Origin of the sequence: Shewanella sp. AC34-MNA-CIBAN-0136 (assembly GCF_040309945.1) — a bacterium.
In the GTDB taxonomy this organism is placed as follows: domain Bacteria; phylum Pseudomonadota; class Gammaproteobacteria; order Enterobacterales; family Shewanellaceae; genus Shewanella.
The window spans coordinates 15,504-40,395 of record NZ_JBEOPJ010000006.1; the positions used below are offsets into that span (position 1 = coordinate 15,504).

Annotated in this window: 21 protein-coding genes; 19 read left to right on the forward strand and 2 right to left on the reverse strand. The window is 41.5% G+C overall.

Going from position 1 to position 24,892, the window contains the following annotated elements; translation table 11 throughout:
• Nucleotides 1-3: 3 nt before the first annotated feature.
• The 11 genes from AAEY94_RS07440 (at nt 4) to AAEY94_RS07490 (ending at nt 12,615) form a co-directional block, all read left to right on the forward strand.
• Nucleotides 4-537, forward strand: a complete 534-nt coding sequence (locus AAEY94_RS07440; RefSeq protein ID WP_101088672.1) for a YfiR family protein — start codon at nt 4-6, stop codon at nt 535-537.
• Nucleotides 534-2,882 carry an ATP-binding protein gene (locus AAEY94_RS07445; protein WP_101088671.1) on the forward strand — a complete coding sequence of 783 codons (2,349 nt, stop codon included), beginning with the start codon at nt 534-536 and terminating at the stop codon, nt 2,880-2,882. Before AAEY94_RS07440 ends, AAEY94_RS07445 begins: the two co-directional genes overlap by 4 nt.
• Entirely contained in the window at nt 2,882-4,972 is a 2,091-nt protein-coding gene (locus AAEY94_RS07450; protein ID WP_350978193.1) for a two-component system response regulator, read from the forward strand. Before AAEY94_RS07445 ends, AAEY94_RS07450 begins: the two co-directional genes overlap by 1 nt.
• A gap of 213 nt (nt 4,973-5,185) precedes the next feature.
• Complete coding sequence (locus AAEY94_RS07455) at nt 5,186-6,022, forward strand: metalloregulator ArsR/SmtB family transcription factor (RefSeq protein ID WP_350978195.1); 837 nt, start codon at nt 5,186-5,188, stop codon at nt 6,020-6,022.
• Nucleotides 6,023-6,083: 61 nt separating this feature from the next.
• A complete protein-coding gene (gene arsB / locus AAEY94_RS07460; RefSeq protein ID WP_350978197.1) occupies nt 6,084-7,103 on the forward strand; it encodes an ACR3 family arsenite efflux transporter in 1,020 nt (339 codons plus the stop codon).
• 76 nt (nt 7,104-7,179) lie between these two features.
• Nucleotides 7,180-7,674, forward strand: coding sequence for a phosphatase domain-containing putative toxin (locus AAEY94_RS07465; protein ID WP_350978199.1), 495 nt, complete (start codon nt 7,180-7,182; stop codon nt 7,672-7,674).
• A gap of 61 nt (nt 7,675-7,735) precedes the next feature.
• Complete coding sequence (locus AAEY94_RS07470; protein WP_350978201.1) at nt 7,736-8,746, forward strand: ArsJ-associated glyceraldehyde-3-phosphate dehydrogenase; 1,011 nt, start codon at nt 7,736-7,738, stop codon at nt 8,744-8,746.
• 5 nt (nt 8,747-8,751) lie between these two features.
• The gene (arsJ, locus tag AAEY94_RS07475) at nt 8,752-9,969 is read left to right on the forward strand and encodes an organoarsenical effux MFS transporter ArsJ (protein WP_350978203.1); all 1,218 of its coding nucleotides are present in this window, start codon (nt 8,752-8,754) and stop codon (nt 9,967-9,969) included.
• A 327-nt stretch (nt 9,970-10,296) separates the two neighbouring features.
• Nucleotides 10,297-10,473, forward strand: a complete 177-nt coding sequence (locus AAEY94_RS07480) for a DUF1328 family protein (protein ID WP_101088664.1) — start codon at nt 10,297-10,299, stop codon at nt 10,471-10,473.
• 79 nt (nt 10,474-10,552) lie between these two features.
• Nucleotides 10,553-10,747, forward strand: a complete 195-nt coding sequence (locus AAEY94_RS07485; RefSeq protein WP_101088663.1) for a hypothetical protein — start codon at nt 10,553-10,555, stop codon at nt 10,745-10,747.
• Between the two features lie 215 nt (nt 10,748-10,962).
• Nucleotides 10,963-12,615 carry a diacylglycerol kinase family protein gene (locus AAEY94_RS07490; RefSeq protein WP_350978205.1) on the forward strand — a complete coding sequence of 551 codons (1,653 nt, stop codon included), beginning with the start codon at nt 10,963-10,965 and terminating at the stop codon, nt 12,613-12,615.
• Nucleotides 12,616-12,635: 20 nt separating this feature from the next.
• Here AAEY94_RS07490 and AAEY94_RS07495 read toward each other — a convergent pair whose 3' ends face one another.
• The gene (locus AAEY94_RS07495) at nt 12,636-14,003 is read right to left on the reverse strand and encodes a sigma-54 interaction domain-containing protein (protein WP_101088661.1); all 1,368 of its coding nucleotides are present in this window, start codon (nt 14,001-14,003) and stop codon (nt 12,636-12,638) included.
• 270 nt (nt 14,004-14,273) lie between these two features.
• On the opposite strand from AAEY94_RS07495, the gene AAEY94_RS07500 reads away from it, so the two are divergent.
• The 6 genes from AAEY94_RS07500 (at nt 14,274) to AAEY94_RS07525 (ending at nt 19,073) form a co-directional block, all read left to right on the forward strand.
• Nucleotides 14,274-14,750, forward strand: coding sequence for a glutamyl-tRNA reductase (locus AAEY94_RS07500; RefSeq protein WP_350978207.1), 477 nt, complete (start codon nt 14,274-14,276; stop codon nt 14,748-14,750).
• Between the two features lie 343 nt (nt 14,751-15,093).
• A complete protein-coding gene (locus AAEY94_RS07505; protein WP_350978209.1) occupies nt 15,094-15,645 on the forward strand; it encodes a BON domain-containing protein in 552 nt (183 codons plus the stop codon).
• Nucleotides 15,646-16,002: 357 nt separating this feature from the next.
• The gene (locus AAEY94_RS07510) at nt 16,003-16,266 is read left to right on the forward strand and encodes a hypothetical protein (protein WP_350978211.1); all 264 of its coding nucleotides are present in this window, start codon (nt 16,003-16,005) and stop codon (nt 16,264-16,266) included.
• A 387-nt stretch (nt 16,267-16,653) separates the two neighbouring features.
• Nucleotides 16,654-17,238 (forward strand): TetR/AcrR family transcriptional regulator, encoded by a 585-nt coding sequence (locus tag AAEY94_RS07515; protein WP_350978213.1) that lies wholly within the window; start codon nt 16,654-16,656, stop codon nt 17,236-17,238.
• A gap of 60 nt (nt 17,239-17,298) precedes the next feature.
• Nucleotides 17,299-17,889: a C40 family peptidase gene (locus tag AAEY94_RS07520; RefSeq protein ID WP_101088656.1), complete on the forward strand. Its 591-nt coding sequence runs from the start codon at nt 17,299-17,301 to the stop codon at nt 17,887-17,889.
• A 152-nt stretch (nt 17,890-18,041) separates the two neighbouring features.
• Nucleotides 18,042-19,073 carry a LacI family DNA-binding transcriptional regulator gene (locus AAEY94_RS07525; RefSeq protein ID WP_101088655.1) on the forward strand — a complete coding sequence of 344 codons (1,032 nt, stop codon included), beginning with the start codon at nt 18,042-18,044 and terminating at the stop codon, nt 19,071-19,073.
• A gap of 158 nt (nt 19,074-19,231) precedes the next feature.
• Here AAEY94_RS07525 and gtfA read toward each other — a convergent pair whose 3' ends face one another.
• On the reverse strand, nt 19,232-20,713 hold the full coding sequence (gene gtfA / locus AAEY94_RS07530; protein ID WP_350978215.1) for a sucrose phosphorylase: 1,482 nt from the start codon (nt 20,711-20,713) through the stop codon (nt 19,232-19,234).
• Nucleotides 20,714-20,900: 187 nt separating this feature from the next.
• Here gtfA and AAEY94_RS07535 point away from each other — a divergent pair, with 187 nt between their 5' ends.
• Together AAEY94_RS07535 and AAEY94_RS07540 are read left to right on the forward strand one after the other, a co-directional pair.
• Nucleotides 20,901-22,121 (forward strand): MFS transporter, encoded by a 1,221-nt coding sequence (locus tag AAEY94_RS07535; RefSeq protein ID WP_350978217.1) that lies wholly within the window; start codon nt 20,901-20,903, stop codon nt 22,119-22,121.
• Nucleotides 22,122-22,403: 282 nt separating this feature from the next.
• Nucleotides 22,404-24,800: a TonB-dependent siderophore receptor gene (locus tag AAEY94_RS07540; protein ID WP_350978218.1), complete on the forward strand. Its 2,397-nt coding sequence runs from the start codon at nt 22,404-22,406 to the stop codon at nt 24,798-24,800.
• Nucleotides 24,801-24,892: the final 92 nt, after the last annotated feature.

A 24,892-nucleotide genomic window follows, 5' to 3' on the forward strand; every position in this document is an offset into this window, starting at 1 on the left:
ACAATGAAAAAAGCTAATTTGAGTCGACAGATATTGTATTCATTATTGATTGTATTTGTGCTGCTTCCGCGTTCATCAATAGCCCAGGACTCGTTTGATTTAAAAGCGGCGTTTACCTATAACTTTGCTAAATTTACTCAGTGGCCTGAATCGCGTCTCCATGAAAAATCGGCGTGGAAAATATGTTTTTTTGGTAATCAATATCGTGACAGTTTTATTGAATTGGCTAATAAAAAACTGGCCGGTCAATCCATTGCAGTCATTCAACTTTCAGAAACAAGTGCTATCGCACAATGTGATGTGGTCTTCATTGATACCAACTCAAGAGATTTAACCCGTCGTTTGTTTTTGGCTGTCGATAATAAACCTATTTTAACGGTTTCGGATATCTCGGGGTTTGCAGTGCAAGGAGGCATGATTGAAATCATCGAGCAGGATAAACGATTATATTTCAATATTAATAGTAAGGTGTTAGAGGCATCAGGCTTAAACATCAGTTCACAGGTATTGAAATTAGCACTTGAGGTAAAGCGATGAAAATAATAAATTTTGCATCAATCCGAACAAAGTTGATTTTTTCAATGCTAGCGATCGCTATTATTGTCATTGTTATTATTTCTTCATCATTAATCACTAAACAATATGCCGTGACAAAAGAGAAGGCCGAACAAGGCTTGGCGGTGTTAAGTGATATTGTTGCGAGCAATAGCCTGTCAGCGGTTATTTTTAATGACCCAACATCAGCAGAAAAAACCTTATCTGCACTTATTGCTCAACCAGATATTATGCATGCGGCAATATATAACCCTACTGGGAGTCTATTTGCTACTTATCAGGGCAATAAGGCTTATCAAAGTAGTATTGATCAGCAAACGTTATTAAATATTATTTCTTCCAAGAAAAAACTGACGCAGTTTAATCAAGATGGCGTGCATTCATATACCCCACTAGTATTTGAAGGTGAGGTGGTGGGATTACTGCATATTACCGATAATATGAACGAATTCACCAAGCAACTAGACGACTATTTAGTACTTGTTTTATCCACCAGCATTTTTGCCATTTTTGCCAGCTTGTTGGTGATGTTTTGGTTGCAATCGTTATTCACCAAGCCACTTAATACCCTGTTAGAAGTGATAGAACATATCTCAAATAATAAAGACTATACGCAACGCGTAAACCTCAAGTCTAATGATGAATTCTCTCAGTTGGCGCACAGCTTTAATGTGATGATCGGCGAGGTTGATGCCCGAGGTAGACAATTAGAAACCATTAACCATGAATTAGAAAATCGAGTATCAGAGCGCACGTTTGAATTACAACAAACCCTTGAGATTGCCAAAAAAGCCAGCCAGGCCAAATCTGAGTTTTTAGCGGTAATGAGCCATGAAATTAGAACGCCACTCAATGGCATTGTTGGTTTTTCAGATCTACTGACCTCTTTTAAATTAAATAAAAATGTGTCCAACACGGTTCAAATGATCAACGACTCAGCACAAACATTGCTGGTGCTGTTGAATGAAGTGCTCGATTTCTCGAAAGCAGACGCCAATAAAATGGATTTAGACATTAAAGAATTTAATTTGCCCGATCTTGTCACTTCTGCATGCCATTCTCATAAAGTGTCGGCAGAGAAAAAGGGCCTTAATTTTGACGTGTTCATATCGCCATTGATCCACGAAAACTATTTGGGTGACTCCGTCAGAGTGCGACAAATTATTAATAACTTTGTCTCAAACGCTATAAAGTTTACACACCAAGGCGCTATTTCGGTACAGATAAGCGAGCACATGGAGGCTTCAGATACCTTTATTACGTTTACAGTTAAAGATACCGGTATTGGCATTGCGACAGCTAAACTAGAGAGTATTTTTACCCCCTTTATGCAGGCTGATAACTCTATTACCCGCGAGTTTGGCGGAACCGGCCTTGGTTTAGCCATTTGCCAACAACTCGTCGTATTGATGAATGGCCGTTACGGTGTAGAAAGCACCTTAAATGAAGGCAGCAACTTCTGGTTTAGCATTCCACTTGTACCACAAGACAACTCATTCATCGCTTCTCCTGCAGTAGTTGAACCGGATAAGAGTGTTCAGGCAACGTATCGATCAACAACCGTGCTTGTTGCTGAAGATAATGTGGTCAATCAGCTGGTGGTAAAAAGTCTGCTAGCGTCTTTGGGGCATCAGTGTGAAATTGTTAATAATGGCCAAGAAGCCATTGTCCGAGCGAGCGAGAAAAAGTTTGATTTAATCTTTATGGATTACCATATGCCAATAGCTGATGGAATAGTTGCAACTAAAGCAATCACTGAGTTAGGTCAGAATTGTATTAATAATGAAACCCCTATCATCGCACTTACTGCAGATATCCAACCAAGTGTTAAAAGGCTATTCCGTAATGCTGGCGCTAAAGACACGTTGTTAAAACCTTTTACCCGCCAGAACCTATCTGAATGTATGAATAAATGGGTGTTTGAACCTGCGAGTCTTTCCGAGGTTGTCGAAGATACTCAGGACGAGGCGTCGTTAGTATTTGTTGATGGACCGCTTGATGACATTCAACAAATTTCGCCAGATGACTCGTACGATCTTGTTAACAGCATAGTGGATTTGTACTTACAAAATGCACCTGAGTTAATTAAAAATATTATAGAAGGCGTAGTCGACAATAATGCCGACCAAGTCTTTAAATCTGCACACTCTTTAAAGTCCAGTTCGGCCAATGTCGGGGCGATAAAAATTCAAATGTTAGCGAGCCAAATAGAGTTGTTTGCACGTTGTGGTGACTTGAGCGATGCCAATCATCTCGCAGACACATTATTGCCCGTGTTTGAACAAACGAAAGAGGCAATATTGCTAAAGTTAGCGAGGTTTGTTTAATGTTATTAAATACACTTCAAGATGTGGTGCTAATCGTTGATGATGACCCTGTCATTCGGATTCTGATGCGTCGAGCATTAAACCAGTCAGTGGGTAGTATTATTGAGGCGAGTAGTGGTGAAGAGGCGATACAGCTTTTTTCTGAGCACTCTCCAGATTTAATATTACTCGATGTGTCGATGGATAACATGGATGGTTTTGAATGCTGTTCAATGATCCGTTCATTACCTGAAGGGGATAATGTCGCCATTATTATGGTGACAGCACTGGATCAGCCGCAAGATATTCAAAAGGCCTTTGATGTAGGTGCAACAGACTTCATGACTAAACCGGTTAAGTGGCCGCTGCTGAGTCACCGCATTCACTATGTGCTGAAAGCTAATAAAACAATCAAAGAGTTAACTAAGAGTAAAAACAAACTCGCCAGAGCACAAAGTATTGCTCACTTGGGCTCGTGGGAATGGGACTTCAAATCCAGTAAGTTAGACTGCTCTGATGAGGTGTATCGCATGCTGGGTATGCAACCTCAAGAGATTGATATTACGTTCTCCAAATTGTTAGAAATCATCCACCCAGATGACCGAGAATTCTTAAAGCTAACCGTTAAAACAGCCTTAAAAACCAGGCAGTCGTATGATATTGAATATCGTGTGTTACATGGTAGTGGAGAGGTGATTACCCTGCATGATAGAACCGATATCACTTACGATTTTGGTGAACCACGGATTAATGGCACTTTGCATGATATTTCTAGTCGGAAAAAGTCAGAGCAAGAAATCGCGTATTATGCCTATTACGATACCTTAACGGACCTGCCGAACAGACGTAAGTTTTTGTTGCAGTTGGACTCTGCGATTGCTCTAGCTAAGCGTCACACAACCAAATTAGCATTGTTGTTTATTGATTTAGATCATTTCAAAAGAATAAACGATACGTTGGGGCATAAAGCGGGAGATGAATTGTTATGCGAAGCAGCCACACGTATTAAAAACTCGGTACGCATGTCAGATGAGCTCAGTGTGGGGAGTCGGGGAGATTATGAAAATGAACACCTTGCCCGTTTGGGCGGGGACGAATTCACCCTACTTTTATGTGAACTAGAAGTGTTCGATAATGTAGCGGTTATTGCTCAGCGAGTGCTAGATGCACTCTCTAAGCCCTATATTATTCAGGGACAGCAAACGTTTATTTCGGCCAGCATAGGTATTTCGTTTTATCCTGATGACGGCGCTACCGGCGATATTTTGTTGCAGCATGCAGACACAGCCATGTACGAAGTGAAAAATAACGGCAAAAACGGTTATCAATTGTTTTCTCATGATATGCATAAGTCGTTAATGGATCGGCTTCAAATAGAAGCTGAACTACGTGAAGCAGTAAGATTAGGCAATCAACTTATGTTGTATTATCAGCCACAAGTTGACTCTGTGAATGGCAATATTATTGGGTACGAAGCATTGCTACGTTGGAATCATCCAGCAAGAGGCTTGTTAGCGCCGATAGATTTTCTCGCGATTGCTGAAAGTAGCGGCTTGATTATCCCTATTGGAGAATGGGCTTTGCTTGAAGCTTGTAACAAAGCGAAGAAAATACACATTGCAGATGCGAATTTTCAGCGCATGGCTGTTAATCTATCGGCATTGCAATTCAACCATGCAAATATTTTTGACCACGTTAAAAGTGCACTTGTTGAAACCGGCTTACCACCAAGCTTACTCGAGCTTGAAATTACAGAATCAGCCATCATCAGTAACGTCGATGAGGCAATTGCTTTGCTGTTTATGTTAAAAAAACTAGGTGTGAAGTTAGCCATTGATGATTTTGGAACCGGCTACTCTTCATTAAATTACTTAAAGAGCTTTCCCATTGATACATTGAAAATAGATAAATCGTTTGTAGATGGCATTGTGAGTAATCAAAAAGATGCCGCTATTGCTCGCACAATTGTGCAGTTAGCACTTAATTTAGAGCTCAGTACGATAGCTGAAGGAGTCGAATTCATAGAGCAGCATGAGTTACTTAAGGCTATGGGGTGTACTAATTTACAAGGTTATTTGTATAGTAAACCCTTACCTTCGGAAATGGTTTGATTGTTATGTAATAGGCTCTCCAAATTGACCATTAACGTAAATTGGTGGCAGTAAAAAGGGCATATTTAAATGAGCGCGCCAAGACGCTTTTAATATCATTAATCCTTTAAGCCGATCAATTCATATTGAGTCGGTTTTTTTGTATCTCTACTTGTATATATAAATAATCATATATACACTTAGTCGTATGTTTCTACTTCTTGTTTATCCGTTATGAAAAAGAAAACTGTGTTGTTTCTATGTACTGGCAATTCGGCGCGTTCGCAAATGGCTGAGGCGTTGTTACGCAATAAAGCGGCTGATCAATTTGATGTGTTCAGTGCCGGGACATCGCCAGAGCAAGTCGATGTTCGAACTATTGAGGCTATTACTCGCTTTGGTATTGATGCGGGTGATTTAGTGCCTAAGCACTTGCAGACTTTTGCTGGCAAAGACTTCGATTATGTCATTACCCTTTGCGAAAAAGCTAATACTGAATGTCGTAGTTACCCTGGTGCAGGTAAACAATTGGCATGGGATTTCCCTGATCCTAAAACCCGTACAGGTAATCATCCATTTTCAAGCACCATGACCGAGCTTAACAATCGTTTGTCGATGTTTTTGCTGGTGGAAAATAAAGTTACTTCCAAGGCCTCGAATGAGATTGCCATAGAGACAAAAATCGAAGATCACAATCAATCTGTCCCAGAACGATTAACCGATTTCGATCCCATTACATTTTATAAATGCCTTACCGATGATATTCGCTTAAAAACCTTAATGTTGACCCATTATCATGGTGAGCTGTGTGTATGCGAGTTAATGGCAGCGCTCAGTGAAGATAGCCAGCCTAAGGTGTCGCGTAATTTAGCCCTGTTAAAAAAGGCTGCGATCATTACCGACAGAAAAAATGGCCAGTGGGTGTTTTATCGCATCAATCCTAACTTACCTTTATGGGTAAAATCAGTAATAGCAGAAACCACTGAAAACAACCTTGGGTTGATTATGTCGTCATTACAGCAATTAGACATTATGCAAAATAGGCCAAACAAGGTGAGCTTTTGTCGTTAGTTTGATGTTGTAAAAGTTTTCATTAATATTTTGAGTTTCCCCTGTTGTTTGGAGTCTTGCTATGGGAATGTTTGAACGATTTTTATCGGTATGGGTTGGCTTAAGTATGTTGGCCGGAGTGCTGTTAGGTTTATGGCAGCCCGAGGTCTTTCAGGTTATCGCTAACGTTGAAATCGCCCACGTTAACTTGGTTGTTGCGGTATTTATCTGGGTGATGATTTATCCCATGATGGTCCAAATTGATTTTTCGGCAATGAAAGATGTAGGTAAAAACCCTAAGGGATTACTGCTAACCATTGTCATCAATTGGTTAATTAAACCCTTTACCATGGCGGCATTAGGATGGCTGTTTTTTAAGGTTTTGTTTGCCGATTTGGTCGACCCTGCATCTGCACAAGAGTATATCGCAGGGATGATTTTATTAGGTGTTGCGCCATGTACTGCGATGGTTTTTGTGTGGTCACAACTAACCAAAGGAGATGCTAATTACACCTTGGTGCAAGTGTCGGTTAATGATGTGATTATGATTTTTGCCTTTGCGCCAATTACCGCATTATTACTGGGCGTGAGCGATATTCAGGTGCCATGGGAAACCTTGCTTATTTCGGTACTACTGTATGTGTTGTTACCGCTATTGGCCGGAGTGACAACACGTTACTTGCTTAATCGCCGCCATGGATTAGCCGCAGTTAACTCATTTTTGGCCACCTTAAAACCATGGTCGATTATCGGCTTACTGGCCACTGTGGTGTTGTTGTTTGGTTTTCAAGCTGAAGTCATTGTGTCTGATCCGCAAACCATTGGCTTGATAGCTGTGCCTTTGATTATTCAAACTTACGGTATTTTTATTATTGCGTATATAGCAGCTAAATGGCTGAAATTATCCCATAACATTGCCGCTCCAGCTTGTTTAATTGGCACCTCTAACTTTTTTGAACTGGCGGTGGCCGTGGCGATATCGCTATTTGGGCTGCACTCAGGAGCCGCGTTGGCTACAGTGGTTGGGGTATTAGTTGAAGTGCCGGTGATGTTATCGCTAGTAGCCATTATTAATCGAACTCAACATTGGTTTAATCACTGATTTAGTCGCTTTGTGAGTTCAGTTTTATGAGCCAATTTGTTGAAAGCGTTTTTTAAGTTACTTTTTGGAGTTAACCATGCAACCTCATCCTTATGATGTTTTAACGTTAGATAATGGCGCCAAACTGATTTTTACTCCGTGCCCTGGTACCAAAGATGAAGCTGTATCTGCGTCAGTTGCTACATTGAAGGCGGCAGGTACAAAAATGCTAGTCACCTTGATGTTCGATGATGAAATCGTACGCAATGCAGCAGAATATTTACCTGCAGAATGTACCAAACAAGCCATTACATGGGTGCAATTGCCCATTGCTGACGATGCCGCCCCAGGGCAAGAGTTTGAAACCCAGTGGTTAGCCCATAAAACCCAGATTATTGAATTGTTAAATAACCAAGGCATTATTGCAGTGCATTGCAAAGGCGGTTCGGGCCGCACTGGATTGGTGATTGGTCTGATATTAGTCAGCTTAGGCTGGCCTAAAGATAAAGTCATTAATGCAGTACAAGCATTGCGGCCCAAGGCGCTAGTTAATCCGGTTCAGCGTGAATATTTTGATGCATTTAATGGTTAGCATGTAGTGATTAACCTTTGAAACGATAACTTAACAATGAGAGCAAGCTTAGGACACCATTATGACGATAAAAATAGGTATTAACGGTTTTGGCCGTATGGGACGTTTATCAATGCGCGCGGCATATGATTGGGACGATGTTGAAATTGTGCATATTAACGATCCTGCTGGTGATGCAGCCACGCTGGCGCACTTAATGACCTTTGATTCAGTCCATGGTCGTTGGCATCATGAGGCGACCCATAATGGTGATGCCATTGTGATTAACGGTAAAGCCATTCCTTGCAGCCGTAATGTCGCTACCCAAGACACTGACTGGTCAAAATGTGATGTGGTGATTGAGGCCTCTGGCAAGATAAAAACCAAAGCCTTGCTACAAGCTTACTTAGATCAAGGTGTAAAACGGGTTGTGGTGACTGCGCCAGTAAAAGAAGACGGCGTGCTCAATATTGTGATGGGCGTTAACGATGATTTATACGACAAAGCCATCCATCCCATCGTTACGGCAGCATCGTGTACCACCAACTGTTTAGCGCCAGTGGTAAAAGTGATTCATGAAAAGATAGGTATTAAGCATGGCTCAATGACTACGATCCACGATATTACCAATACTCAAACTATTCTAGATGCCCCCCACAAAGACTTACGTCGTGCCCGTGCGTGTGGCATTAGTTTGATACCCACTACGACGGGTTCGGCTACCGCAATTACTCATATATTCCCAGAGCTAAAAGGTAAGTTAAATGGTCATGCGATACGGGTACCGTTAGCCAATGCGTCACTCACCGATTGCGTATTTGAAGTGACTCGTGGAACAACGGTTGAAGAAGTAAACCAACTATTGAAGCAAGCAGCTGATACTGAACTGCAGGGCATCATGGGTTATGAAGAACGCCCATTAGTGTCGGTAGATTATAAAACCGACCCACGCTCAAGCATTATCGATGCGTTGTCGACCATGGTGGTGAATGATACCCAAGTGAAACTGTATGTGTGGTACGACAACGAGTGGGGATACGCTAATCGTACCGCTGAGCTCGCCCGCAAAGTCGGCTTAGCAGACAAGGAATAAGCTTCATGGGGCTGGATACATTGCGTACCTTATCACCATCGATAAAACAGTACTTATTGATTACCGGTAATTACTGGGCATTTACCTTAACCGATGGCGCTTTGCGTATGCTGGTGGTGTTGTATTTCCACCAATTGGGTTACAGCCCGTTAAATATTGCGATGTTGTTTTTGTTTTATGAGATTTTTGGTGTCGTGACTAATCTTGTTGGTGGTTGGTTAGGCGCACGGCTTGGCCTAAATAACACTATGAATATTGGCTTAGGCCTACAAATAGTGGCACTAGTTATGCTAACTGTATCTGCTGACATGCTAACCGTCATGTACGTTATGGCTGCTCAGGCGCTGTCGGGCATCGCCAAAGATTTGAATAAAATGAGCGCCAAAAGCGCCATTAAAACCTTAGTGCCCGCAGATGCAGAAGGTAAGCTTTACCAATGGGTTGCGTTGTTAACGGGCTCTAAAAATGCCTTAAAAGGAGTGGGATTTTTTTTAGGTGGTGTGTTACTCACAAGCCTAGGGTTTAGAGGCGCCATTATTTTAATGGCCACGTTATTAGGCATTGTATGGTTATGTAGTTTAGTGACCTTAAAAGATGATTTAGGCAAAGCGAAAAACAAACCCAAATTCAAAGACATTTTTTCTAAAAGTCAGGCAATTAATTTATTGTCGGCGGCGCGGATGTTTTTGTTTGGCGCAAGAGATGTATGGTTTGTGGTGGCATTACCGGTATTTTTAGCCACAACTTTTGGCTGGGATCATTGGTGGGTTGGTAGCTTTATGGCTAGCTGGGTGATTGGTTATGGTGTGGTGCAATCCATTGCACCTTATTTCACCGGTAAACGACAGGGAAAAGTGCCGAGCGGCCGAGCTGCTTTTACATGGGCAACTTATTTACTACTCATTCCTGCCGCGATTGCAGTCGCACTACATGCCGATTTTTATGTGCTAGAAAGTGTCGTCATCGGTTTATTAATGTTTGGCGCGGTGTTTGCGATTAACTCATCACTGCATAGCTACTTAATTGTTAGCTATGCTGGCAGTGATGGCGTGTCACTGGATGTGGGCTTTTACTATATGGCCAATGCCATGGGAAGGTTGATTGGAACGATACTGTCAGGTTGGGTCTATCAAGCCTATGGCTTAGAAGCTTGTTTATGGATATCGAGTGGTTTTATAGCTCTTGCTGCCTTAATTTCACTTAAGTTGCCTCATAAAAGGTAAGCCATTACAGCCGCTAGATGCATTTTTGTTTACACATCGATATTTCGTTATCTAACCGTGATAGCCTGAAACTCTTACCGTATCATCGGTAAAAATTGCCTGCTCATCTATGGCTTTTTCATTACTGATTTTCTTGCTTTAAATTTTAAAATCATAAAAATCATAGTCTTATGGCTTTTTTTAAAAGTTGGCATGATGCTAGCTTTAACTAATACATAGTCGTGGTGTGAATCGTTAATTTTTACGATAGAGATAAGATATTTGTTTCAATCGTCAGCGTAAATTCAACGCACATCACAATGTAAACCGTACACCAAGGAGGTTTTTATGTTGGGCTGGACATTAATGTTTTTAGTGATAGCCGTTATAGCGGGTCTATTGGGGTTTACTGGTATTGCTGGTGCAGCAGCAGGTATCGCGAAAATTATTTTCTTTATTTTTATTGTGTTGCTAGTGATTTCGTTAGTAGCCAATGCGATTAGAGGCAAAGCTCCCCGAGGATAGTATTAACCCCTTACCTTAATCTAAGTTGAGGCTGCTTAAACAAGTTTATACGATTACAACCATCATCTAGGAGATGAATATGAATTTATTAAAACTACTGACAATGGCAAGTTTAATGGTGTTGTTAACGGCCGGTTTATCAGCATGTTCAGATAACAAAGCTGAAAATGCAGGTGAGAAAGTGGATGAAATGATCCAAGATGCCGGTAATGCAGTTGAAGATACATGTGAAGATGTTAAAGAAGGTATGAAAGCAGAAGATCCAGACTGCTAAGCATTATACCAATCACATTAACTATTTTATTTGTTTAAGTCGTTAAGTTTTACAACTCAAAATGCATTGTTCTAGGTAGAGTAACTCCATTTAAACCAATGTAAGTCGAAGTTGAATGTTTGACTGACGGCGACGTAATGACCAGATAGTTATTAAGATAAGTATTAGCCTAAGCAGCACACATGTGCTGCTTTTTTTACAACAGGAGGACCACAATGCTAACCCGTATTCATATTAAATATTACTATACTGTTGGCGCATTATTGGCTTTGTGCTTATGTGTGGCGCTTCCTTATGTGTTACTTAAGGTTATTTTTGCTTGGATTGCATTCTCTTTAGGGCTGGTGAGTTCAGCTTATTGGTTTAATAGCGCAGGCATTTTCCGAAAAAGCCAAGATGGCAGCATTCCTTGGTATATCAGTTGGAGTTTTGTTCCCTTTTTAATGGGGTGCCAGCTGTATAACGCCTGGGCAAGAAAGCACGACAAAGTGCCCGTAATCCAAAAAATAGATAAGCAGTTGTATTTAGCCTGCCGATTGTTTCCCAGTGATATTGACCGACTTAAGCATGAAAAAATTGATGCAATTTTGGATGTTACTGCCGAATTTGACGCATTAGAGTGGACCTTGTTTGATGAAAATATTGGCTATTTAAATATTCCCATATTAGATCACAGCGTACCGACTGTCGCGCAGTTAAATCAAGCCATTAATTGGTTACACACTCAAGTCAGTAATGGTAAAAATGTAGTAGTGCATTGCGCGCTAGGCCGGGGGCGTTCGGTGTTGGTATTAGCGGCTTATTTAGTCTGTCGTGAGAGAAATCGTAATGTTAATGATGTGCTTAAATCCATCAATAGTATCCGCCAAACGGCACGGTTAAATAAATGGCAGTTGGCCGCTATAGAAAAAATGCATAGTCGGCAACAAATTAATATTCACAAACGTGCTTGGTTGATTGTTAACCCAGTGTCTGGTGGTGGTAAATGGCATGATGAAGCAGACCATATTACCCAAACCTTGACGGATTACTTTCAGCTTGAAGTGCTGTATACCGCCAAAGATAAGTCTGCAGTGCAATTAGCCAAACAAGCTAAACAAAAGGGCGCAGATATTATAGTTGCCTGTGGTGGCGATGGTACGGTTAACGAGGTGGCATCAGTGATTGTTGATACCGATATTTTCTTAGGTATTATTCCGATGGGAACCACCAATGCACTAAGTCATACTTTGTTTGGCGCCGCCAGTAAATTGGTGCCGGTATCGCAAGCGCTTGATATTTTGATTCAAGGTTATTCACAACGTGTTGATACTGCTACATGTAATGATGAGTTGATGTTGTTGCTGGTGGGGCTAGGCTTTGAACAAAAAATGATAGCGAAGGCTGACCGTGACCAAAAAGATGCCCTAGGACAATTAGCCTACCTTAATGGTTTGTGGGAGGCGGTAGGCGAAAACCAGCCATTGTCGATAAGAGTGCAGATCGATGGTGGCGATATTAAAGTGATTAACACCACTAGCCTAGTGATAGCCAATGCTGCGCCATTTACTAGCTTGTTAGCGCTAGGTAATGGCGAGCCCAATATTACCGATGGCTTGTTAGATATTACCTGGATTGAATCGAGTGAGACATCGCCACAACAGTTATTGAGTATGACCGAGTTGCTATTTGCAGGCTTAACTGGAGAACGTGAAGATAATCAACAGAGTCAAATTCATCATGAGCAAGCAAAAAAAATCTACTTAAACACAGATTCGTCTTGCCAATATGTGATCGATGGTGAGTTATTTGAATCAGAAGATTTGTGTATTAAAGTCAAACCCAGGTCATTAAATGTGCTTGTGCCAGAAGCGAGCAAACACGTTTAATGAATGGGCGTTTAATGACGCTATGGTTCGTCTGAACCGGTTTGGTCTTCGTATTTACTGAGTTTGTTGTAAAGGGTTTTGACGCTAATACCTAGCTGTTTGGCAGTATCATTTTTATTGCCCAATGAGTTGTCGAGCGCTTGATAAATAGCTACTTTTTCAAGTTCATCTAAGCGCATACCAGCAGGTATTTGTACGTCGTCAGCTAAAGGCTCAGTTGATGGTTCCAGAGGTGTCACCGTGATATGACTCGGTAAAATAGTATCTTCTGCCAAAATATATGCACGTTCTATTGCGTGTTTTAGTTCGCGAACATTTCCGGGCCATTTTTGTTGTTGGATAAGTTTAATCGCATCATCTGAAAAGGTTTTAGTCAGTTTTTCAGCAGTATTTCGGTAGGCTAAAAAATGTTGTGCTAGGCCACTGATGTCATTGCTACGATCGCGTAATGGTGGCACTAGGATAGGGAAATGCGCTAAACGAAAATATAAATCTTCGCGGAAACGCCCAGCATCAATAGCGTCAGCTGGATCGCGATTGGTGGCAGCAACAATGCGAACATTGGCTTTTTTAAGCTGTTGTGAGCCGACAGAGCGATATTCATTGTTTTCGAGTACGCGTAACAATTTTACTTGATGTTCTAGCGGCATTTCGGTGACTTCATCAAGAAATAAGGTACCGCCTTCTGCTTGCTCGAATACACCACGGTGATCACGATGAGCACCGGTAAAAGCGCCTTTTACATGGCCAAACAGCTCACTGTCGACCAGTTCAGGGCTTAATGCACCACAGTTAATGGCGATAAATGGTTGGTTGATTCGGTGACTGGCCAGGTGAATGGTGTTGGCTACAAGCTCTTTACCCGCACCGCTTTCACCGACAATAAGTACGTTGCTTTCGGTTACGGCAACTTTACGAATAGTACGATACAACTTGTGCATTGCCCGCGATGAACCAACCAACAAACCGTATTGGTCTAGTTCACTAGAAAATGGCTGTTGTTGTTTTGTCGATTGTGACTGCAAGTCTTGGGCAAAGTCTTCTAAGGTGTCGTTGATTGCGTCGGCATCGTAAGGCTGACGAAAATGATAACCAGCGCTTTTTGACATTAAGTAATCTAAGTTAGGATTCGGTTTACCTTCGCTTAAGAAGATGAACTCAATATCAGACATTAACGCACTGTCAGTTAACTCTGCGTATTCTAGTTGGCTTAATTGCGATAATTCAATGATCGCAACATCTATCGAGTTACTGTGCAGTTGGTCTAACCAGGGCTGGTCAACTGAACTAGCAATCTTATTAAAGTGTTGGCAACTCGGTAAGGCAAGGAGTCGTGCTTCACCTTCTTGACGACGGTGTAGATGATAAAAAAGTGTTGGACGTGGCATACCGATTCACTCCCTGTGGTGTTAAGTCTAATGTTTACCAGTGATGTCGTGTTGACAATCACCAGTGATCATTCCGTGTAATTAGGTAATTAACTCAGACCCGGACAAATTATAATAACTTTAACTATTAGAAGGTTAATTAATTTTTGCCCATGTACATGGGGTGTTCATGGTTTAGTTTTTGCTTAATAAGGTGTGCTGTACCCGTATATGTTACACAACCCATCCAACAAAGTGCCAGTAAAATTATCGAATGCAGGAGGATTTACATTGAAATCATTTACTCGAGACGAACAGGCTGAGTCCGATGTATGGCTATTGCATGAGGCTATTGATTTATGCCAGGAAGGACAACAATTTTATGTCCAAGCCACATTGGGGACCGACGATTACAACATCAAACGAATTTTTATCCACATGGCCGACATTCGAAAATGCATGCTGGATCGTTTAACACCATTGTTTAGCGTGGTGCGTTCAAGCCAAGCAAGGCCAATAGACAGTCAAACTTACCATCAACAATCCTCACATCGACACTATGCTAAGGCTGAGCAGGTTATACAGCATAAGCCGTTACCCCAAGCGATAGCGGTATTGGTTGAAACCGAACAACAGGTCTTGGCTCATTTAAAGCAAACGGCTAGAAAAACTAAAAACCAGCGTGTTGCTAGCCAACTTGCCGAAGGTATTGCTTGGCTGCAAATGAGCTGTGACACCATGAAAAACCTCTCTTTTGCTCATACTTAGCCATCGGCGACACAGAAAGCGTGTTTTAATGGATGTTAATTTGTGGCTAGCGTGTGTTTACCTGACTGACAGCATAATAGTACGGCATTAGTCATCTGTTCATTCTCTGGAGGGGTCATTTAATGCTAGAGCAGGCTATTCCGCGAATGCAATTGAGAGTCATTAATTCTCATCGCAACGATGAAAAATTTACCTAGCGTCGGTAAAAAAGTCCGATATTGTCATCTATCAGTAAGATGAAAATAACCATGAATACTTGTTAATTCATTATTAACAGATACTTATAACAATTGGCATGGTTCACGCATTGTATTCCTTGAGATTAACAACGGAGGAAAACTTTATGAACAAGACCACATTATCTGTAGTAATGAGCATTATGTTAGGTTCAATGGCATTCGGTGCAAATGCAGCACAAGATTGGCAAGATGATGCAAAAGATGCGTGGATCGATGGTAAAGCTGAAACCACACTTTTGTTAAATGCAAATCTGAACTCATTTGATATTAATACCGACGTGCATGATGGCAACGTGACCCTAACAGGTAAAGTTAACAGCAGTGTTGATAAGTCACTTGCTGGAGAGTTAATTAGAAGCTTAGATGGCGTGAAAGACGTTAACAATGAGCTTTCGGTGATGAAGCAGTACAGTGATGAAGACAGCAAGGATTTAAGTGACTCACTCACAGATTCGAAAGTTGCTACTGTAGTGAAAACCCGATTATTATTCTCTGCTGACGTGTCAGGTTCCGATATTAACGTCGATGTCGCTAATGGCGTAGTGACATTAAAAGGCACAGTGTCGAGTGATGCAGAACGTGATTTAGCCTTAGCCATCGCTAGAAACACCGATGACGTAAAAGATGTAGTCGATGAGTTACGTGTAACAGGATAATCTATTCGGTTATACTCAAACCAGCCTTTGGGCTGGTTTTTTTATGCCTAAAAAGCATGTGTAGCACTTAATACCAATCTCATTAAATATCTGATCAGTTCAGAGTCTCTCAGGTTTTTTAATTCAAGGCGCATTGATGTAGAAATGGCTGTTCCCTTTTAAATCGATGCAACACAGAAGTGGAATACCTGAGAGACTCCATTCTGGCGGGTTTCAAAGTACTTTATGCTGCGTTAGATGTTTTCAAAATAGAATCACTATTCGCTTCAATCATCTGCCTTTCCTACAGTACTTTGAACTCCCGCTGAAAGATCACATATTTAATAGGATTGGTATAACTTATGGATGCATTTTTCTGTGACAAACCATGTGATAAAACCGCTGTTAAATGTCATGCCGTGGTTGGCTTTGGCTAGTGTTGTGTTACTGCTATCCGGCTGTGGTAATGTGTTGTGCCAAGCGCAAACCGATAAAGAAGTGGATCCCCTCAAGCAATATGAAGCCCAAAAGCGTTGTGAACAGTTGGTAGATAAGCATATGGACAATAGCTATCGTGATGGACGTGATGACAATATGCCGTTATTACAAGAGTCGATAGCCAATAATACCTATAGTGATTAATGCTGTTTCATTCAGAATGGTTCAAGCAATTTCTTACCTATCTATTGACGGTCTTATTCGTTCTACTTTGCGTAGGCTTTTTTCTTATCAGAAACCTGACTGATGTTAATTACCTTTATGTTGAACACCTCTGTAGAGAAAGCTGGGTTTAACGCAGTCGTATTAATAGATAATTGTTTGTTTCAAGGCCCGCTTACTGAGCTTAAGTCTTGTCGTAAACATGTTTAGGTTGTGTATATAGATGATGGGTTGATACGGAAATTGATCATTAAATAATTAATTTAGTAGAACAATTTATAGGTAAAAGCACATGTTTTTGTTTGTTCGCAACTAAAGTTAGCCGACTGGTCTATTCTTAGTTATCCTATCACTAAAAAGGGAGGCTAAATGAATAAAAGTGCAGCGAGTAGACAGTCAATATGCGTCGTAGGTGAAAAGCTTTTTGCGTTACACGGTTATAGTGCTGTGGGGATTAAATTGATTCTCGACGAAGTGGGTATTCCTAAAGGTTCTTTTTATCATTACTTTGCCAGTAAAGAAGCATTTGCCGCAGCCGTGGCCGAACATTATTTCCAGCAACGTATTCAACCTATCGCTATCGATTCAAGCGTAAACTTTAAAACCAATTTATCTACTGTGCTAAATGGATATCATCAACTCATTGACGAGCTGTTTAGTGGCAGTGAACCACGCGGCTGCTTGATGGGTAACTTGATGGTAGAGGTCAGTAGTCAGTCGCCGCAACTGCATCAAACCTTGAATCAGCTTTATGATCAATGGATCGGCCTATTGAGTGCACTTATTCAACAAGGGCAGCAACAAGGGCATATTCGTGCGGACTTACCGGCATCAACGTTAGCGAGTGTTTTTTGGTCAAATTGGCAAGGAACTATGCTACGCTGCCAAATTAAAATCGATAAAATGGCAGCTAAACGGGCTTTAGTGCATTGCATACAAATGATGACTCGTTAACGCTAAGCGGTGCGGCGGTTATTTTTATTGTGTATTGCGGCAAAAATATTTATATTTCGGATGATTTTTCGGGGTTTGGAGTGGGTTGAATTGGCTAAAAGATTATTGTTTAGTTGTTTAGTGCTGTTGTTATCTGCATGTGCGTCTTCGCCTGCTGTGGTTATCGCGTCTAAGCCCGTGGTGGTTCCTCCCATGCTTAAGCCAGAACCACCTAAGTGGAGTGAGTCAAACCTACTGAGTTTTCATAATCAATGGAAAGGCACTCCATATCGTTTAGGTGGCCTGAGTAGAAATGGCGTAGATTGTTCAGGGTTTGTGTATTTGGCCTACTTGAATATTGTTGGCGACAAGTTACCTCGTACCGTGAACTCGCAACGTATTTTAGGTAAAGAAATACCGCGTAATCAGTTAAAAACTGGCGATCTCGTTTTTTTCAAAACCACCCGAACCGTTCGTCATGTCGGTATTTACATGGGCAATGACCGTTTTTTACATGCCTCGACTAAAAAAGGGGTAAAAATTTCGAGTTTGAATAATATCTATTGGAAACCTCGTTTTTGGTTTGCAAAACGCTTAAAAAACCCAACTGTTGAGCAAAATATGTCGATCGCTAGTCTTGTTGATCATGTTCAGCAGCAAGACGATTTATAATTTGGCAGCAGTTTAACTAGCTGGTGCCGTTTTTCGCTTAAACGCTAGGCTTGTATCTGAAATGCAGATTTGATTTTCTACCGCCTAGCGTCAGTATATTCATGTTATTTATAGCTATTTTAGGCTAACGCCACGACATAAACGGACCCACTATGCCAGACTCCAAGCATTGGACCTTAAAAAGTATTGCCAAAGAATTAGGTGTGTCGAATGCGACGGTATCTAATGCGTTTAATCGTCCAGATCAGTTGTCGGAAAAACGTCGAATAGACATTCTAGCTGCCTGTAACGAGCTCGGATATTTTGGACCGAATAAAGCAGCGCAATCTTTAAGGCGTGGCAAATTTGATACGGTAGCATTAGTGTTGTCGGACAGTATTGAATACATGGTGTCTGATCCCGTGGCCAGTAAGTTTATGAAAGGCGTTGCGGCAGTTTTTGAGCAACATAAAATTAATTTACTGTTGTTTTCTGGCAGTTCTGACAATGTGAATGGCGTAAATGATTTTGTCGATGGTTTTATTTGTTATGGCCGTCCTCGCAACCGTTTATTGGCCGAGCAATTAAAAAAAATCCGTAAAAAAGTGGTGACGGTCGACTTTAATATTCATCGTAGTGCTTCGGTGAGTATCGATAATAAAGCCGGTGCCTATGAAGTGGCTAAATTGGCAATTCAATCTGAGCAAGATCAGGTCGCAATTCTTGGATTACGCTTGCTCGACACTCACTTAACCTGCCGCGTGTATGATATTCATTCTATGGAAATCGACACTTCAGTAGCACATCAGCGTTTGCAAGGCTATTTGGATGCCATTGGTGATACTGGGGTTAAGCTTGGTGATGATCGCATTTGGAATATTCCTGAAAGTAATGCCGACTTTGCTGCTATAGCAGCCAAAGAAGCGCTTAATTGTGTACCGCGTCCGAATGTATTTTTGTGCATGAGTGACCTAATAGCCTTGAGTTTAATGCGCGAGGCAATCCAACAAGGTTTGCGGATCCCTGAAGATATTCGTGTGGTGGGTTTTGATGGTATTGATGAAGGCTCACGAGCTATCCCGCCGCTGACAACCGTGTTCCAGCATTCAGAGCAAAAAGGCCGTAAAGCCGCAGAAATGTTTATTGCTGATGCCCATCATGCTGAAGTGTTAGGTTATGAACTTTCTCGTGGTGGCAGTTGTTGATGTAATATTGATGACCGGACGATTCTTGATACAAACAGTTTGATACAAATATATCGAGACAATCAGATCGAGACAATCAGATCGAGACAATCAGATCGATACCAACAAGGCGCCTAATTAGGCGCCTTGTTTACGTTTAAGCTTAAAACACACGTAGATTATCCGCGGTGTTTAACCAGTAAATCAGTCAGTACCATATGAGTCGATTGCAGGGCTTCAACGATGTTGATATGGGCTTCTTTGCTGGCAAAATTAACGCTTAACTTGGCTGAACTGTCGCCATGCACCCAACAAAGATCTAACTGATTAGCCTGGTTTGTCATGGTGAACTCACCATTAAAGGCATCGACGTTATTACGTAGAGTAATCAGCTCACATAGCGCTTTAACAACCGGTTTTTGCATGGCGGTTTGAATGTCGCTTACCTGTAGATAAGGGCGGTTAATGTCACGACCTACCTGAGTTTGATTCAGCAATTCCATGGCATTAGGCACAGCCAATAAACCGGTGTAATACACCTGCGGAATACCTGGAGCAAAAAATTGCACGCTTCGAGCGATTAAATAATCAATGTCATTTTGGCCAAGCGCATCGTAGTAGGTGCAATTAACTTGATATAGATCGACATTGCTGGCTGCCGCGCCCGTTGCTTGTAAGCTTTCACCTTTGCTATTGCTATGGATGCGGTTAACTAAGTTATCAATTTCTGCCGCTGTTAATAAACCTGCTTTATTGCCGACCGGGCCAGCGTCAATAATGCCAATGCCGTCATGAGTATCTAATACCGTGACACAGTTGCGTGGGGCAATGGATAGCCAATGGCTTAATGCACTGACATCTTGGCTAAATAAGCTGTGGAGAATCAATGGTGGCAGCGCAAAGTCGTACACCATGTCTACGCGCTTAGCGATATCGAGCTGGGTCATGTAATGCGAGTGAATTTCGGCAAGGGTGGTCATGCCTAGGCTGTTGGCTTTTTTGGCTAACTCATCGACAAATTCAAATGATTCTTCAATCATAAAACAGCTAGTGCCTGGTTTTTTAATGGCATAACCCGCAGCGTCAAGACGAATAAGATCGACTTTGCTTTCATGAAAACGCGTTAGCACCTTGTTTAAATGTGCCTGACCTGCAGCGGTATGCACATTAATATCAATTTGATTTGAGGTAAAGGTCGTCCAAAACTCGGCTTGTGTACCGTCGGCGAGTTTATAGGTGGTGAAACAACTCCCCGGACGTGGGCGATAAATTTTAGCTTGGTTTTCTGCGCTTAAACCGTCTGGAAATACACTATCTTTGGTTAAAAATAAATCCCAATAAACAGAGTTTTTGCCGTTGGCAAGCACGTCTTGAAACTCGGTAGACTCTGCTGACATGTGGTTAACGATTAAGTCGGCCATGATGTCGTATTGTTTGCCAATCTGCTTTACGTCATTCCAATCACCAAGACGTTCATCTACTTTTGCATGGTCTATAGGGTCAAAGCCAGCATCGCTGCCGTCAATCGGATAATAAAAAGGTAACAGATGTACGCCACCAAAGAGATCATGCAGTTCTGTGTCGAGAACCTGTTTGAGTCCTTTTAAGTCTGAGTGCGCTATACGATCTACGTAAGTGATCAGCTGAACATTATTTTTCATGTTGGTGACTCTTAAAGTAAGTATTTAAAAAAACTTAATCGATTAAGTTGTATATTTAACCAATATGAAACATTATTCAAGGGCTTTGTTTAAATATTGAATTCGTTTTCTGTGGGAGAAGACGAATGTGTCGCCATAAATAGACTGTGTGACCACAAAGAAAACATATAACAATAAGGTGGGAAGTATGGTTAACCATATGAAGGATAATGAGAATAGCGGTAATACTAGGATAAGAATACTCACGTATTTAATGTTTTTTATGTTCGCGATGACTTCTGATGCGGTGGGAGTGATTATTCCTGAGCTGATTAACACATTTGATTTATCGATGTCTCAAGCGAGCGCATTTCATTACATGCCAATGCTATTTATCGCATTAAGTGGGCTATTTTTGGGTTTTCTGGCGGATAAGTTAGGCCGAAAAATAACAATTTTAATTGGCTTACTGCTGTTTGCGCTAGCCAGTTTTATGTTCGCATTAGGTGAGTCATTTTATTATTTTCTGTGTTTGTTAGCGTTAGTGGGTATTGCTATTGGGGTGTTCAAAACGGGTGCGCTAGGATTAATTGGTGATATTTCAACAAACTCAAAACAACACTCAAGTACCATGAATACTGTCGAAGGCTTTTTCGGTGTGGGTGCCATGGTCGGCCCGGCGATTGTCAGCTATTTATTGATAACAGGGGTGTCGTGGAAGTATCTGTATTTTGGTGCAGGGGTGTTTTGTTTAATATTATGTTGGTTAGCTTATAAGGCTGAATACCCGCAACTTAAGCGCTCATCTACTCAAGATATTAATCTAGCCAGTACGTTTAGCATGATGAGAAACCCTTATGCATTGGGCTACTCTTTAGCGATTGGGCTTTATGTTGCTACTGAAGTGGCCATTTATGTATGGATGCCGACGCTATTACTCAACTATGAAGGTGAGTTGGCATTAATCGCGACGTATGCATTAACAATCTTTTTCACATTACGGGCACTGGGACGTTTCTTAGGTGGCTGGATCCTCAATCGATATAGTTGGCAGCAAGTGATGTTTTGGTTCAGCCTAGCAATTAGCCTATGTTATTTAGGTGCAATGATGTTTGGCATTTCTGCGGCGGTTATTTTATTGCCTTTATCAGGCTTGTTTATGTCAATGATGTATCCAACATTAAACTCTAAAGGGATCAGTTGTTTCCCTGTTGACCAGCACGGTTCGGTTGCTGGGGTTATTTTATTCTTTACTGCGCTTTCTGCTGCATTAGGTCCATTGTTGATGGGAGTGGTAGGCGACATATTTGGTCATGTTAAATACGGGTTTTATTTAGCAACTGGCTTTGCATTTATGTTGTGCTTATTAGCAGCCTACAATCTGCTTCGTGATCCGTCAGGGCATTTGTTGACCGCTGACGCTAAATAATGAACCTCTGCGATAATAAATATTTAATCTAATAAACATCTACTTAGGCAATTTTTTAATCCTGTTAACGATAATTGAACATAAATTGTACTTGCAATTTACCATTTAGTTGCTAACTTGTAACTTAATCGATTAAGTAGGGGGCTTGAATTTAACTTTAACCTTAACCTTTTGACTCGCTACTGAGCTAGTTTGGGGGCTTAGTTCGATTGATGAATATATTACTGATGTTGTTATGGGGAGATAAGACAACATCAATACACTCTATGTGGGGACATAAAAATGATAATAAGCACATCTAAAAAATTTGTATTGAGTACGCTAGCGGTGATGGTCAGTTCGAGCTTGTGGGCTGCTGAAGCAGATACTGCGGAAACCAAGAAAGACGCCATTGGCCTTGAGCGCATTGTGGTAACGGGTGTAGCCCGTGGTACACGTGTAATGGACTCGAGCGTGTCGGTGAGCAGTGTGTCGCCAGAAGATTTAGCGATTAGCTCACCTCGTTCATCAGCCGAAGCGTTCCGTATTATTCCGGGCATGAAGGTTGAATCGACTGGTGGTGAAGGTAACGCCAACATTGCGGTACGTGGTTTACCTGTTGCCTCTGGTGGAGCTAAATTCTTGCAAATTCAAGAAGATGGCTTACCTATTTTACAGTTTGGTGATATTGCATTTGGTAATGCGGATATTTTCTTACGTATTGATTCTACAACACAAACTATTGAATCAATCCGTGGCGGTTCAGCATCAACAGCTGCCAGTAATGCACCAGGCGGTATTATTAACGTCATCAGTAAAACCGGTACCAGTGATGCTGGCAGTATTTCATCTACTGTGGGTCTAGATTACGATACTTTGCGTACTGATTTTGAATACGGCACCAGCATTAATGACTCGATGCGTTTTCACATCGGTGGCTTTGTGCGCACCGGTGATGGTCCGCGTGACCCTGGTTACACCGCAAACAAGGGTGGCCAAATTAAAGCTAACTTAACCAAAGAGTTTGATTCTGGTTATGTGCGTTTATATGTAAAGCACTTAAATGATAAAAGCATTGGTTATTTGCCGATGCCAATGTATTCCGATGGCAGCTCAATACCTGGATTTGATGCTCAATCTGATACGGTTCATTCAGCTAACATGTTATCAACCCTACGCTTGGATGCTAACGGCAATATTAGCCGTGGTGATATGCGTGATGGTATGAATCCGATTGTTAACTCGGTGGGACTAGAAGCCTCATTTGATTTAGGTGACGATTGGTTAGTAGAAAACCGTTTCCGTATCTCTGATGTTAGCGGTAATTTTATGTCGTTAATGCCAGCAGAAGTGGACAACAGCTCAAGTATTGCTAGCAGTATTGGCGGCGCAGGTTCGACACTTATTTATGCTAACGGCGCTAAAGCAGGTCAAGCATTTGACAGTGATTTAGCCATGCGGGTGCACAGTTTTGATGTGACCATGAATGACTTTGGCTCTATCGTCAATGACATGAAATTAACCAAGACCTTTGACGATTCTAACGTCACTTTTGGTTTTTATACTGCCACTCAAAATATCAATATGACGTGGATGTGGAACTCTTACTTAATGGAAGTGCAAGGTGATAATGCCGCACTTTTAGATGTGGTTGCCGCAGATGGTACATCTTACTCTGATAATGGTTTATATGCTTATGGCGTGCCTTATTGGGGCAATTGTTGCCAACGTAATTACGATTCGGACTACACCATTAAAGCACCGTATATTGCTGCGTCATCTAAGTTTGGCGATTTATCGTTAGACGGTAGCGTGCGCTATGACTCTGGCGATGCCAGTGGTTACTATGCGGGTAATGTGCAATCACAAGTGGACATGAACCGTGATGGGGTGATTTCTCAGCCTGAGTTAAGTGTGTCGTCAATTGATAATGCTAACCCACAGTTAGTGAATTATGACTGGGGATACTTATCTTACTCATTAGGTGCTAACTACCAAGTGTCTGAAGATTTAGCTGCATTTGGTCGTATCAGTCATGGTGGCCGCGCTAATGCTGACCGTTTATTATTTGGTAAGGTGAGTCCTGATGGTTCAGTTTCTGACGAAGACTCAGTGGATGAAGTAGACCAGTACGAAGTGGGTGTGAAGTATCGTTACGATAATATGTCGGTATTTGCGACAGCATTTTACTCTGAAACCGAAGAGCAAAACTTTGAAGCCACGAGCCAAATATTCTTTGACCGTAAATATGAAGCCAAAGGGATTGAGCTAGAAGGTGCTTACTACGTTGGCGATTTCGACTTCCGCGGTAACGTAACCTGGACCGATGCTGAAATTGTTAAAGATGCCCTTAACCCAGGCGTAATCGGCAACACACCACGTCGCCAAGCAGATTTTATTTACTCTCTAATGGGCCGTTATAACTTTGATAAAGGCTCTGTTGGGGTCAATTTGATTGGTACCACTGAGTCTTATGCTCAAGATAACAATGACCTAAGTTTTGATGGTTACACTCAAGTCAATGCGTTTGCGTCGTACCAGCTAACCGATATGTTATCGGTCGCGCTTAACGTCAATAACTTGTTTGATACTGTTGGTATTACCGAAGCAGAAGAAGGTTCGGTACCCGACAACAATATTATTCGTGCCAGAACCATTAACGGTCGTACAACCAGCGCCACGGTTAAGTACGAGTTTTAATCGTTTATTGTCATTGCCTTAGTTGTAATCAGCTAGTTTTAGTCAGCTAGTTGTAGTCATCTTATTTGCAATGGTATTAGTTGCATTAGTTT

Excerpts from the sequence above, each read along its gene's own strand:
- AAEY94_RS07440 (WP_101088672.1), top strand. The coding sequence starts at position 4 with ATGAAAAAAGCTAATTTGAGTCGACAGATATTGTATTCATTATTGATT.
- AAEY94_RS07445 (WP_101088671.1), top strand. The coding sequence starts at position 534 with ATGAAAATAATAAATTTTGCATCAATCCGAACAAAGTTGATTTTTTCA.
- AAEY94_RS07450 (WP_350978193.1), top strand. The coding sequence starts at position 2,882 with ATGTTATTAAATACACTTCAAGATGTGGTGCTAATCGTTGATGATGAC.
- AAEY94_RS07455 (WP_350978195.1), top strand. The coding sequence starts at position 5,186 with ATGAAAAAGAAAACTGTGTTGTTTCTATGTACTGGCAATTCGGCGCGT.
- arsB (WP_350978197.1), top strand. The coding sequence starts at position 6,084 with ATGGGAATGTTTGAACGATTTTTATCGGTATGGGTTGGCTTAAGTATG.
- AAEY94_RS07465 (WP_350978199.1), top strand. The coding sequence starts at position 7,180 with ATGCAACCTCATCCTTATGATGTTTTAACGTTAGATAATGGCGCCAAA.
- AAEY94_RS07470 (WP_350978201.1), top strand. The coding sequence starts at position 7,736 with ATGACGATAAAAATAGGTATTAACGGTTTTGGCCGTATGGGACGTTTA.
- arsJ (WP_350978203.1), top strand. The coding sequence starts at position 8,752 with ATGGGGCTGGATACATTGCGTACCTTATCACCATCGATAAAACAGTAC.
- AAEY94_RS07480 (WP_101088664.1), top strand. The coding sequence starts at position 10,297 with ATGTTGGGCTGGACATTAATGTTTTTAGTGATAGCCGTTATAGCGGGT.
- AAEY94_RS07485 (WP_101088663.1), top strand. The coding sequence starts at position 10,553 with ATGAATTTATTAAAACTACTGACAATGGCAAGTTTAATGGTGTTGTTA.
- AAEY94_RS07490 (WP_350978205.1), top strand. The coding sequence starts at position 10,963 with ATGCTAACCCGTATTCATATTAAATATTACTATACTGTTGGCGCATTA.
- AAEY94_RS07495 (WP_101088661.1), bottom strand. The coding sequence starts at position 14,003 with ATGCCACGTCCAACACTTTTTTATCATCTACACCGTCGTCAAGAAGGT.
- AAEY94_RS07505 (WP_350978209.1), top strand. The coding sequence starts at position 15,094 with ATGAACAAGACCACATTATCTGTAGTAATGAGCATTATGTTAGGTTCA.
- AAEY94_RS07515 (WP_350978213.1), top strand. The coding sequence starts at position 16,654 with ATGAATAAAAGTGCAGCGAGTAGACAGTCAATATGCGTCGTAGGTGAA.
- AAEY94_RS07520 (WP_101088656.1), top strand. The coding sequence starts at position 17,299 with ATGATTTTTCGGGGTTTGGAGTGGGTTGAATTGGCTAAAAGATTATTG.
- AAEY94_RS07525 (WP_101088655.1), top strand. The coding sequence starts at position 18,042 with ATGCCAGACTCCAAGCATTGGACCTTAAAAAGTATTGCCAAAGAATTA.
- gtfA (WP_350978215.1), bottom strand. The coding sequence starts at position 20,713 with ATGAAAAATAATGTTCAGCTGATCACTTACGTAGATCGTATAGCGCAC.
- AAEY94_RS07535 (WP_350978217.1), top strand. The coding sequence starts at position 20,901 with ATGGTTAACCATATGAAGGATAATGAGAATAGCGGTAATACTAGGATA.
- AAEY94_RS07540 (WP_350978218.1), top strand. The coding sequence starts at position 22,404 with ATGATAATAAGCACATCTAAAAAATTTGTATTGAGTACGCTAGCGGTG.